This is a genomic window from Arthrobacter sp. P1_B9 (genome assembly GCF_056406495.1).
In genome coordinates this window covers 112298-124083 of record NZ_JBFUAA010000007.1, presented here as the reverse complement: position 1 = coordinate 124083, position 11786 = coordinate 112298, and the positions used below count along the sequence as shown (strand labels likewise).

Genomic DNA, 11786 nt, shown 5'->3' with positions numbered 1-11786 from the left:
TAACCCCCGCAGTCAGCCCCGCACCGCCGCCAGCGCGTCGCGGACGGCGTCGACGGCGACTCTGACGTCGGCGTCGTCCGTGCTCCAGTTGCTCACCGAAATCCGCAGGATATCGCGGTCCTGCCAGCGTGACCCGGACATCCAGACCCGGCCATCAGCCATGACCCTCTCCGTCACGGCCCGGGTCACGGCGTCGTCGCCAAACGCCAGGGACACCTGGGTGTAGTCGACGTCGTTGAGCACCTCCACGCCGTCCAGCGCCCCGAGCTGCTCGGCCAACTGCGCGGCCCGCTGCACGAGCGTGCGGACCTGGCTGGCGACGCCGTCGCGGCCCAGGGATTTCAGCGCCGCCCACACCGGGACGCCCCGCGCGCGGCGGGAGAGCTCAGGCACGGACTCGAACGGGTCCCCGGCACCGTCCGCGGCCTGGATCAGGTAGCTGGTGTGCAGCCCCATCGCCGACCGCAGGGCCTGGGCGTCGCGCACGATCACGATCCCGCAGTCGTACGGGACGTTGAGGGTCTTGTGCGCATCCGTCCCCCACGAATCGGCCAGCCCGAGTCCCGCGGTCAGGGCGGACAACTCGGGCACGGCGGCCGCCCAGAGTCCGAAAGCCCCGTCCACGTGCACCCAGGCGCCGTGCGCCTTCGCGACGGCGATGGCCTCGGCGAAGGGGTCGAAGGCGCCCGAATGCAGGTTGCCGGCCTGCAGGCACACCAGGGCCGGGACCGGGCGGCCGTCCTCCCCCGCACGGAGCGCAAGGTCCAGGGCGCAATCCAGCTCGGCCGGGATGATGCGCCCCTGGCGGTCGGACGGCACCACGGTGGGACGTCCCAGCCCCAGGTATCGCAGGCCGAGGTCGATGGTGTCGTGCCGTTCCTGCCCCGCAAAGCAGCGGATCCGGGGCGCACCGGCGAGGCCGTCGCCGTCGAGGTCCCAGCCGGCGTCGGCCATGAGCCGCCAGCGGGCGGCGGCGAGGCCGGTGAAGTTGGCCATGGTGGCGCCGGTGGCGAAGCCGACGTCGGACTCCCCGGGCAGACCCAGCAGCTCAAGGATCCATTTGCCGGCGGCTTCCTCGATCGCGGCGGTGGCGGGCGTGGCGAAGCGCAGCCCCGCGTTTTGGTCCCAGGCGCTGAGCAGCCAGTCGGCCGCCAGCGCCGCCGGCAGCGTGCCGCCGATGACCCAGCCGAAGAACCGCCCGGACGGCATGGCCATCAGCCCGGGTTCGGCCTTGGCCGCAAGATAGTCCACCACTTCCGCCGCCGGCATGCCCTCTTTGGGCAGCGGTCCGCCGAAGTCGGCCGCCAGCTCGGCCGCCGTGACCTGCGGCCCGATTCGGCGTGTTCCCTGGCTCTCAAGCCACCGGCGTGCGTGTCCGGCCGCGGCCTCGAGGGCATCCCGGTAGCGTTCCTCACCTGCTGACATAGCTGCATGCTACGCCCGGGGCCAGCGGACCGGGAGTCCCGTGCGGGTTGCCGCGGAACCAGGCGGCTTAGGACAGGTTGTCCTGCCAGACGTCGGAACCGAGCTTGATGATCAGCGCGCCCACCACCACCAGGAACACGATCCGGATGAACTTGCTCCCCTGCCGGACCGCAGTCCGGGCACCGAGGTAGCCGCCGGCCATGTTCGCCAGGCCCAGCAGCAGCCCGAGCCCCCACAGCACGGCGCCGTGCGGAACAAAGAACAGCAGGGCGCCGGCGTTGGTGGCCACGTTCACGATCTTGGCCTTGGCGCTGGCCTCCAGGAAGGCGTAGCCCATGGCCGAGACGAGGGCGATGATCAGGAACGAACCGGTGCCGGGACCGATCAGGCCGTCGTAGAAGCCGATCACGCCGCCGATCAGGCAGGCCACCACGTAGTGCCGGTGCCCCTCGTGGCGCAGCTTGGTCAGCTCACCGATGCCGGGCTGGAAGGCGGTGAAGAGCGCGACGGCGATCAGCGCCAGCACGATGATCGGCTTGAACACGCTGGCCGGCAGGTTGGCGGCCAGCGCCGCACCGCCGTAGCTGCCCGCCAGCGCGATCGCTGCCATGGGCAGGGCGGTGCGCAGATCGGGCCGGACGCGGCGGTAGTACGTGGCCGCGCTGGTGCTGGTGCCGAAGATGGAGCCCATCTTGTTGGTCGCCAGCGCCTGGACCGGGCTGATGCCGGGCACCAGGAGCATCGCCGGGAGCTGGATGAGCCCGCCGCCGCCGACGACGGCGTCGACCCATCCGGCCGCCAGGCCGGCCACGACGATCAGGATGACAGTTCCGAGCTGGATCGATTCGAGTCCGGAGACCATTGCCTAGTGCGGCCCGGGGCGGCGCGGCATCAGCTGTTGCGCACGGCGTTGACCACGTAGTCAACAGCCTTGTCAACGGCTACATTCTCGGCACTGCCGCTGCGGCGGTCCTTGATCTCCACGACGCCGTCCACGAGTCCGCGCCCGACGGCGAGGATGGTGGGGACGCCGACGAGTTCGGCGTCGCCGAACTTCACGCCGGGGGAAACCTTGGGGCGGTCGTCATAGATGACGTCCAGGCCGGCAGCCTCGAGCTCCAGGGACAGTTTTTCGGCGGCGGCGAAGATCTCCTCGCCGCGGCCCACGGCCACAACGTGGACATCGGCGGGGGCGACGGCGCGCGGCCAGACCAGGCCCCGGTCGTCGTGGTTGGACTCTGCCAGGGCCGCCACGGCGCGGGTGACGCCGACGCCGTAGGAGCCCATGGTCACCACCACCTGCTTGCCGTTCTGGTCCAGGACTTTCAGGTCCAGGGCGGCGGCGTACTTCCGGCCCAGCTGGAAGATGTGGCCCATTTCGATGCCGCGGGCGGTTTCGAGGGGACCGGAACCGTCGGGCGCCTCGTCGCCGGCGCGCACCTCGGTGCACTCGATGACTCCGTCCCAGCCGAAGTCGCGTCCGGCGACGAGGCCGAAGACGTGCTTGCCGGCCTCGTTGGCGCCGGTAACCCAGGCAGAGCCGCTGACGACGCGGGGATCCACGAGGTAGAGCAGCTTTGCGGCGCCCTCGCTGCCCAGCAGCGGCGCGTCCAGGGACATGCCGGGGCCGAGGTAGCCCTTGACGATCAGGGGCTGCTTCTTGAGGTCGTCCTCATTGGCGGCTTCGAGCGTGATCTCGCCGGCAATCGGCAGGAAGGACCCGATGTTCGCCTCGACGCGCTTGAGGTCCACACCGCGGTCGCCGGGGAGGCCGATGACGACGATCTGGCGTTCGCCGGTGGGCAGCGTCACGGCGAGGACGACGTTCTTGAGCGTGTCGGCGGCGGTCCAGGGACCGCCGTCGGCCTCTGTGCGCGGAACCAGCACGTTGGCGGCGACGACGAGGGTCTCGATGGTGGGGGTGTCCGGGGTGTCCCGGACTTCGGCGGCCGGGGCGTTGCTGAAGTCGATGTCCGCGGGGACCACTGTGGTGACGGCCTCGACGTTGGCCGCGTAGCCGCCGGCCGAGCGCACGAAGGTGTCCTCACCGATCTCGGTGGGGTGCAGGAATTCCTCGCTCTTGGACCCGCCCATGGCCCCGGCGGTGGCGGCAACCGGAATCACTTCGAGGCCGAGACGCTCGAAGATCTTCAGGTACGCGCCGCGGTGGGCGGCGTAGCTGTCGTCCAGGCCGGCGTCGTCGACGTCGAAGGAGTAGGAGTCCTTCATGATGAATTCGCGGCCGCGCAGCAGGCCTGCGCGGGGACGCGCCTCGTCGCGGTACTTGTTCTGGATCTGGTAAATGCTCAGCGGCAGGTCCTTGTACGAGGAGTACAGGTCCTTGACCAGCAGGGTGAACATTTCCTCATGCGTGGGGGCCAGAAGGTAGTCGTTGCCCTTGCGGTCCTTGAGCCGGAAGATGCCCTCGCCGTATTCGGTCCAGCGGTTCGTGGCCTCGTAGGGTTCCTTGGGCAGCAGCGCCGGGAAGTGGACTTCCTGGGCTCCGATGGCGGTCATTTCCTCGCGGATGACCTGCTCCACTTTGCGCAGCACACTGAGCCCCAGCGGCAGCCAGGTGTAGATGCCGGGCGCGGCCCGCCGGATGTAGCCGGCGCGGACCAGGAGCCGGTGGCTGGCCACCTCGGCGTCGGCGGGATCTTCGCGCAGGGTGCGCAGGAACAGCTTGGAGAGTCGAAGGACCACAGGTGGGGTATCCGTTTCTGGGGAAGTGCGGGCAAAGCCTAAGAAAAGCATCTAGGTACTAATCTACCGTCCAGAGCGCACCGCTTTGCCGCGCCGGCCCCGCTGCGGCCCCGCTTCTCCTCCGCTTCTCCCCCGCTTCTGCCCCGCTTCTGCCCCGCTTCTGCGGAGCGCGGCGCATGGAAGAGCCACGCCATAACTGATGGAAGCCCCTGGCCGTTTTCCGGCTGGTCATCCCGTCATGGCGTGGCTCCGTGGCCCCAGCACCCCCAGATCTCAGGCTGCGAGCTACTTGGTGTCGTCTCCAGGCGTTGTCTTCCCCGGAAAATGCGTTGGGGAGTGTGCGCGCCTATGCGACACGGCTAGGTAGAACCTATGTGACATGCGGCCGGGAAGCAATAGTCTGCAACCGGATATTTTCGGCATGTCGTTGCGGATCCATGCGCGGCGGCAATCGGGCTACTTCCCGACGAGCGCGGCGGCCTGATCCAGTAATTTTCCGGCCCGGGAGATGGCGTCGGCCTCGCTGCCGCCACCTGCCGCGCTGACGGTGATGAGAACGCCGTCCTGGATCACCTGTCCGGTGATCGCAGATTGCTTCCGGCCACCCGGCAGTGCGGTGTCTGTCCGGTACGCGACGGTGCCCGGGGTTGAGCCGACTCCGGCCAGCTTGGTCAGTTTGAGGTCCACTTTGGTGCCATTGGTCGTGAATGAAAGGGCTGAGCACTTATTGAAGTCCTCGACCTGGGCGAGTCCCTTCTTGAGGAGCTTGGCGTCAGCCCGGAACGCCAGGGAGACACCCGTGGAAGCGCCCGTCCCGGCATCTTGGGCCACCCCCGCCGCGACCGCCGTGCCCTCGGTCGAGGCTGCCTGGCCACCAAGGGCCAGAGCCGCGCACTCCGCGGGTTCCACCGACATCGATGCCAGCAAGGACTTTGCCTGTTCGACCGACTTCTTGAGATCGGCAAGCGGCATCACGGTGAGCGGCTTGCCGTGCGCATCCTTCAACTGTGCCACGAGGGCCGTCAGTTCATCGCTCGTGTAAGCCTTGGCTTGCGTCTGGGTGGGAGTAGGCGTCGTGGCCGCGCTGGGAACCGTGGTTGCGGCCTGGGCTTGCGCACTCTTGGCTGTATCCGGCGAGCCGGTGGGCGTGCCACATGCGGCCAATCCCATGGCGCCCCAGGCGAGGAGCGCCGAGGCCCCGAAAATGCGCAGCACTGATGTCTTCATGTTTCCCCCAAAAAACTAGACCGGCCAGCCGGCATTTGCCCGCTAGAAGAGCACTGTAGCGAACGTGCCCACCTGGCGAAAGCCCACCCGATCGTAGGTGGCGCGTGCCTTGGCGTTGAACCCGTTGACGTACAGGCTGGTCACCGGCGCGAGGGTCTGGGCGAGGACGACGACGGCGGCCATGTAGCCCGCGCTCAGTCCCAGTCCGCGGAAGTCGGGATTCATCCAGACGCCCTGGACCTGGGTCACTTCCGGCGTGACGGCGCCGAGTTCGGCCTTGAAGACGACATCGCCGGCGGCGTTCACGTGCACGAGGGAATGGCCCTGGCGGATGAGGCTCTTGACGCGCCGGCTGTAATACTCCCTGCCGCCGAGGTAGGGCGAATAGCCCACTTCTTCCTCAAACATTGCGGCGCATGCGGRCAGGATCTTGTCGAAGTCAGCCAGCTGGCCAAAGCCGAGTGCGGGCTCGGGCCGGACGGCGGGCGGCCCCGCAATCGTCAGCAGGGGCTGGTGGTCCCGGACTTCGTGGGCCGTCTGGCCGAGCTGCTCCAGCGCCGCGTAGAGAGCCAGCACAGTTTCGGCGGGGCCAAAGATCGAGGCGTAGCGGCGCCCGCAGCGGTGCGCGGCCATCGCAATGAGGCCGGCGAGCTCGGGCGCCAGCTCGATCGGCACCAGGTTGGCACCGGCCCAGCAGGCACCGAGGAGGGTGCCGCCGTCGAACACGCCAAGAATGCTGGCGCCCCCGGCCGTGGGAGACGCCGTACCGGCGGTCTCCAGGTGCGAGAGGATGAAGACATTGGCGACGGCGTCCCGGTGCGCCAGCGCCAGCAGTTGTCCGGTGTCCGCGCCGCCCAGGACCCGGACGACGACGCCGGGAGCGGCGTCGTCCTTACGAGACGCTAACCACGGGGCTACCCTTGACAGCATCTTCGCCATCGGCGTCCCCCATCTCTTCTGCGATACGCATGGCTTCTTCGATCAGTGTCTCAACAATCTGATCCTCCGGGACAGTCTTGATGACCTCGCCCCTGACAAAGATCTGGCCCTTGCCGTTGCCGGAGGCAACGCCGAGATCGGCCTCGCGGGCCTCGCCGGGACCATTGACCACGCAGCCCATGACTGCCACGCGCAGTGGGACTTCCATGCCTTCCAGGCCAGCGGTGACCTGCTCGGCGAGCGTGTAGACGTCCACCTGGGCGCGGCCGCAGGACGGGCAGGAGACGATTTCCAGCTTGCGGGGGCGCAGGTTGAGCGACTGCAGGATCTGGTTGCCCACCTTGATTTCCTCGACCGGCGGGGCCGAGAGAGAGACGCGGATGGTGTCGCCGATCCCGCGGGAGAGCAGGGCACCAAACGCCGTGGCGGACTTGATGGTGCCCTGGAAGGCCGGTCCGGCCTCGGTGACGCCGAGGTGCAGGGGCCAGTCGCCCTTTTCGGCCAGCATCTCGTAGGCGGCAACCATGATGACCGGGTCGTTGTGCTTGACGGAGATCTTGAAGTCGTGGAAACCGTGCTCCTCGAAGAGCGACGCCTCCCAGACGGCGGATTCCACGAGGGCCTCCGGGGTGGCCTTGCCGTATTTCTTCATGATGCCCGGTTCCAGGGATCCGGCGTTGACGCCGATCCGGATGGAGGTGCCGTGGTCCTTGGCGGCGCGGGCGATCTCCTTAACCTGGTCATCGAACTTGCGGATGTTGCCCGGGTTCACGCGCACGGCGGCACAGCCGGCCTCGATCGCGGCGAAGACGTACTTCGGCTGGAAGTGGATGTCCGCGATCACCGGGATCTGGGACTTCTTGGCGATGATCGGCAGCGCCTCGGCGTCATCGGCCGACGGGCAGGCGACGCGCACGATGTCGCAGCCGGAGGCCGTGAGTTCCGCGATCTGCTGCAAGGTGGCGTTGATGTCGGTCGTCGGCGTCGTGGTCATGGACTGGACGCTGATGGGCGAATCGGAGCCGACGCCGACTGATCCCACCTTGATCTGGCGCGTCTTGCGGCGGGGGGCAAGAACGGGGGGCGGTGCTGACGGCATTCCCAGGCTGACCGAGGTCACATGGACTCCCTTTTAGAATTCGAAGTTGCGAAGGTGCGGGCGGGACGGGCTAGGCGTGCTCGGCCAGAAGACCGGTCAGCGGCGCCCACACGGTGGTGCGGGTGCCCGAGATGGCACCGGCGGCTGCGAAGGGGTCCTGCCGCAGAAGGTCATTCAAGGCCGCCTCATCGGCGGCCTTGAAGATGAGCAGCGCGCCTGCACCGTCGCCGTAGGGGCCGCTGGCCAGCAGGGCGCCTTCACGGGCAAGATCCGCGGTCCATTCGCGGTGTGCCGGGCGGCTGGCATCGCGGACCTCGGATGATTCGGCGTCGTACACGTACTCCACAGCAAAAACAGTCATATGGATACACTATCGCCCTGTTTGCCCGGTTCCCATCCGGAGGCTCCGGGGCACGCGGTCAGCCGAGGAAGAGGACCTTGGCCAGGGCGGCCACACCGGCTGCCCAGAGCATGGAGGTGAGGGTTCCGATGATGAACCGCTCGGCCGCCACCGGGGTGGCTTTCAACTCGGCAAACCGGCCGAGGCCCTTGATGGCCACGACGTAGGCGATGGCGACGGGCTGGCCGGCCAGGATCGCCAGGCACACGGCGAACCGTTCCAGGATGCCGATAATGGCACCGCCGCGCAGGATGCGCACGCTGCTGACGGTCTCGGCGGGCGGCGCGGCGGCCGCCACTGCCGGGGTAGGCGCTGCTCCGTCCTGCCCGGCCGGCTCCGGGGCCGCCTGAAGGTCGGGGTCTGTGGTGGAGTCGGCGGCGGGGTCCTCGGCCGCGTCCCCGACGGCGCCGCTTCCGGCGTCGGCCCGGTCATCAATGGTGCGGGCGAGGCGGAACACCCAGGCAGTGACCGGCCAGCCGACGAATCCTGCGGTGAGCAGGGCCAGCGTGATCCACAGGGCGTTCACTTCTCTCCTTCGGTGCTGTCGTGGGCGAGGGTCAGCAGCAGTTCTGCGGCCGGCCTCGCGGCCCATTCTTCCTGCCAGCCCGAGCGCAGGACTGCGCGGCTCACCGACTGCTCCGTGATTCCGAGTTTCTGTGCCGCTATTTTTTGGCTGCCGTGGGTTCCGTGGGTGTCTTGCCGCACCGAGCGCAGCACGTCCACCACCTTCCATTGCGCCGCGGTCCGGTCCTGGACCAGGCGGCCAATCAGTCGGAGCACCGCCTCCGCATTGGCGCAGGCCCTGGCCCCCTGGGATCCGCTGGCGCCGTCCGCGGCCGTGGCTGCTGCATTTGCATTTGCCCGCCGGCGGTCGCGGCCGGCAACCACGGCGAGGGGAACATGGGCGGCCGCCCCCTTGGCCCGGTCGACGGCGGACCGGGCCGCCACGAAGGCGGGACCGGAGCCTTCGCGCGGGCTGGCGGGCAGCGGCAGGTCCACCTCCCCCACTCCGATCCCGACATACCAGCGGCCGCTGCGCAGGGCGTGCAAGGCGATCTCCACCACCTCGTCGGCCCGTTCCACGACGCCCTGGACCTCGTCGCCCACCGAACGCTCAAAGCGCCCGGCGGTGGAGAGTGCGCTGAGCCCCTTCAGGAGGCCGGGGACCCGGTCGATGTCGCCCGTGCTGCCGCGCTGGTCGATTGTCATGACGTACATGACCCCAGCCTAGGGAGCTGATCGGGAATAATCAATCGTTTTCAACTGATTACTTAAAATCAGCCTAAATAGGCTTATGAATGATAGTCAGCGGAATTTGGCTGAAATGCCAGCCGGGCCTATCCGAAGAGGTTGACCGGCTTGACGATGTCGGCGTAGATCAGCAGCGCGCCCATGCCCATCAGCAGCACCGCCACCACATACGTCACCGGGAGCAGCTTGGCGATATCGAAGGCGCCGGGATCCGGGCGGCCGAACAGCTTGGCGATCTGGCGCCGGGCCCCCTCGTACAGCGCGCCCGCAATGTGGCCGCCGTCGAGCGGCAGCAGCGGAATGAGGTTGAAGACGGCCAATGCGAAGTTGAGTCCGGCCAGCAAGCCCACCAGGGCGGCGAAGCGGGACTGCAGCGGGACCTCCTCCATCGCGGCGACCTCGCCGGCCACGCGGCCCACGCCCACCACGCTGATGGGGCCGTTGGGGTCCCGGGGTTCCTCGCTGAAGGCTGCCTTGGCCACACCGGCCACGCGCTCCGGCAGGTTCACCACCACACCGGCGACCTGCTTGATGTTCTCCCCCGCCATCGGCAGCACGGCCGACGCCGGCTGCTGCACGAGTGCCGTCTGGGCGCCGATGCCCAGGAAACCGACGTCCTGGTATTGGAGGCTTCCGTCAGCGGCCTTGGCCTGGCGGCCGTCGGGACCGAGAACCGGGCGGGCGGAGAGCACGGGCGTGACGGTCGTCGAGACGGTGGCGCCGCCGCGCTCCACGGTGATGCTCACCTGCCGGCCCGCCGAGGCGCGGATCCAGCCGGTGAGTTCGTCCCACCCGGTGACGGCCTTGCCGTCGAAAGAGGTGATGGTGTCATTCGGCAACAGGCCCGCGGCCGCGGCCGGGGTGGGCTTGCAGTCGGCGGAGTCCGGGTCCACGGTCTCGCCGGCCTTGACCTGGCATTTGGAGACGTCCGCGATCGTGGTGGTCTGGCTGGCGGTGCCGAATCCCATCAGCAGCACCGCGGTCAGCACGACGCCGATCAGCAGGTTCATCGCGGGCCCGCCGAGCATGATGATGATCTTTTTCCAGACCGGCAGCCGGTAGAAGACCCGGGTTTCGTCGCCGGGGCCGATTTCCTCGTGGGCCAGGGAGCGGGCATCGGATGCCAGTGACTGGAACATTCCGGTGCTGGAGGTCCGGACGGTGCCGTCTTCCTTGTTCGGCGGGTACATCCCGATCATGGACACGTAGCCGCCCAGCGGGATGGCTTTGAGGCCGTACTCGGTTTCGCCCCTTTTCTTCGACCAGACGGTGGGTCCGAAACCGATCATGTATTTGGTCACGCGGACCTTGAAGAGCTTGGCCGGGAGCAGGTGCCCGACTTCATGCAGGGCAATGGACACGGCGATGCCGATCGCCACGAAGACGACACCGAGGACAAAGAGGAGGACGGGGCTCATACTGTGATCTGCTGCTTCCTAGACGCTTCTTACGGCTAAACGTTCGTGGGTGCGGGCGCGTGCCCATCTTTCAGCATCCAGTACGGACTCCACCGTCAGCCCGGAGGAGCCTGAGTGTTCGCTGAGGACGGCATCGATGGTATCCACAATGTCGGTGAACCGGATCTGCCCGGCGTGGAAGGCCATCACCGCTTCCTCGTTCGCGGCATTGAACACGGCCGGGAAGGTGCTGCCCTGCGTGGCGGCCGCCTTCGCGAGGTCGACGGCGGGGAACGCCACGGTGTCCAGCGGCTCGAACGTCCAGCTGGTGGCCTTGCCCCAGTCGCAGGCCCTGGCGGATCCGGGGACCCGGTCCGGCCAGCCGAGGCCGAGGGCGATGGGCAGGCGCATGTCCGGCGGCGAGGCTTGGGCGATCGTGGAGCCGTCGACGAACTGGACCATGGAATGCACCACAGACTGCGGGTGGACCACGACGTCGATCTTCTCCAGGGGGATGTCGAAGAGCAGGTGCGCCTCGATCACCTCCAGGCCCTTGTTGACGAGGCTGGCGGAGTTGGTGGTGACCATCAGGCCCATGTCCCACGTGGGGTGGGCGAGGGCGTCCTGCGGTGAGACGTCGTGCAGTTCGTCCCGGGTCTTGCCGCGGAACGGCCCGCCCGATGCCGTCAGGATCAGCCGGTCCACTTCCGCGGCGGAGCCGGAGCGCAGGCACTGGGCAATGGCCGAGTGCTCCGAATCCACGGGGACGATCTGCCCTTCGCGGGCCGCGGCCTTGACCAGGGCGCCGCCGACGATCAGGGACTCCTTGTTGGCCAGTGCCAGCGTTGCCCCGGAGGCGAGGGCGGCCAGGGTGGGGGCAAGTCCGATCGAGCCGGTGATGCCGTTGAGGACGACGTCGGCGGTGATTTCCGCGACCCGGGTGGAGGCGTCGGGGCCGGTGATGAGTTCGGGGCTGTACCCGATGAGTCCTGCCGCGCGGGCGGCGTCGTCGATCATGCGCCGGAGGGCGGAGGCATCACCGGAGGCGACACCGACAGCCTGGGCGCGGGTGTGGACGGCCTGCCGGGCCAGGAGTTCGAGGTTGCCGCCGCCGGCGCTGAGCGCGACGACCTCAAAAAGGTGCGGGGCGCCGTCGACGACGTCAATCGCCTGTGTGCCGATGGAACCGGTGGACCCGAGGAGGACGATTTTGCGCGGCTGCATGATTCAAGTATCCCGCACCGCGCCGGTGCGCCGCGTCCGCCTCGAGGTGGCACTTCACGGCAGCCGCGGCGTGCAGCAGTGCCGTGAAGTGCCAGCTCGACGCCGTCGGGTTGAGTCTTCC

11 protein-coding genes are annotated in these 11786 nt (G+C 68.4%); all 11 read right to left on the bottom strand.

Annotation, left to right across the window (positions count from 1 at the left end; all coding sequences use genetic code 11):
* Positions 1-12: 12 nt before the first annotated feature.
* Positions 13-1425, bottom strand: a complete 1413-nt coding sequence (locus tag AC1D1A_RS11835) for a pyridoxal phosphate-dependent decarboxylase family protein (RefSeq protein ID WP_476856451.1) — start codon at positions 1423-1425, stop codon at positions 13-15.
* Positions 1426-1492: 67 nt separating this feature from the next.
* Positions 1493-2287 carry a sulfite exporter TauE/SafE family protein gene (locus AC1D1A_RS11830; RefSeq protein ID WP_476947794.1) on the bottom strand — a complete coding sequence of 265 codons (795 nt, stop codon included), beginning with the start codon at positions 2285-2287 and terminating at the stop codon, positions 1493-1495.
* A 29-nt stretch (positions 2288-2316) separates the two neighbouring features.
* The gene (locus AC1D1A_RS11825) at positions 2317-4128 is read right to left on the bottom strand and encodes a proline--tRNA ligase (protein ID WP_476947793.1); all 1812 of its coding nucleotides are present in this window, start codon (positions 4126-4128) and stop codon (positions 2317-2319) included.
* Between the two features lie 456 nt (positions 4129-4584).
* Positions 4585-5355 (bottom strand): hypothetical protein, encoded by a 771-nt coding sequence (locus AC1D1A_RS11820; RefSeq protein WP_476947792.1) that lies wholly within the window; start codon positions 5353-5355, stop codon positions 4585-4587.
* A 42-nt stretch (positions 5356-5397) separates the two neighbouring features.
* The gene (locus AC1D1A_RS11815; protein ID WP_476947827.1) at positions 5398-6285 is read right to left on the bottom strand and encodes a GNAT family N-acetyltransferase; all 888 of its coding nucleotides are present in this window, start codon (positions 6283-6285) and stop codon (positions 5398-5400) included.
* Positions 6248-7414, bottom strand: coding sequence for a flavodoxin-dependent (E)-4-hydroxy-3-methylbut-2-enyl-diphosphate synthase (ispG, locus tag AC1D1A_RS11810; protein ID WP_028277109.1), 1167 nt, complete (start codon positions 7412-7414; stop codon positions 6248-6250). Before ispG ends, AC1D1A_RS11815 begins: the two co-directional genes overlap by 38 nt.
* Positions 7415-7463: 49 nt before the next feature.
* The gene (locus AC1D1A_RS11805; protein WP_079551403.1) at positions 7464-7754 is read right to left on the bottom strand and encodes a YciI family protein; all 291 of its coding nucleotides are present in this window, start codon (positions 7752-7754) and stop codon (positions 7464-7466) included.
* A gap of 58 nt (positions 7755-7812) precedes the next feature.
* On the bottom strand, positions 7813-8319 hold the full coding sequence (locus AC1D1A_RS11800) for a hypothetical protein (RefSeq protein WP_476932456.1): 507 nt from the start codon (positions 8317-8319) through the stop codon (positions 7813-7815).
* A complete protein-coding gene (locus AC1D1A_RS11795) occupies positions 8316-9011 on the bottom strand; it encodes a MarR family transcriptional regulator (protein WP_476872777.1) in 696 nt (231 codons plus the stop codon). The genes AC1D1A_RS11800 and AC1D1A_RS11795 overlap by 4 nt, the downstream gene beginning before the upstream one ends.
* A 119-nt stretch (positions 9012-9130) precedes the next feature.
* Positions 9131-10462, bottom strand: a complete 1332-nt coding sequence (locus AC1D1A_RS11790) for a M50 family metallopeptidase (RefSeq protein WP_476887221.1) — start codon at positions 10460-10462, stop codon at positions 9131-9133.
* A gap of 18 nt (positions 10463-10480) precedes the next feature.
* Positions 10481-11665 carry a 1-deoxy-D-xylulose-5-phosphate reductoisomerase gene (gene dxr / locus AC1D1A_RS11785; RefSeq protein ID WP_476947791.1) on the bottom strand — a complete coding sequence of 395 codons (1185 nt, stop codon included), beginning with the start codon at positions 11663-11665 and terminating at the stop codon, positions 10481-10483.
* Positions 11666-11786 lie beyond the last annotated feature (121 nt).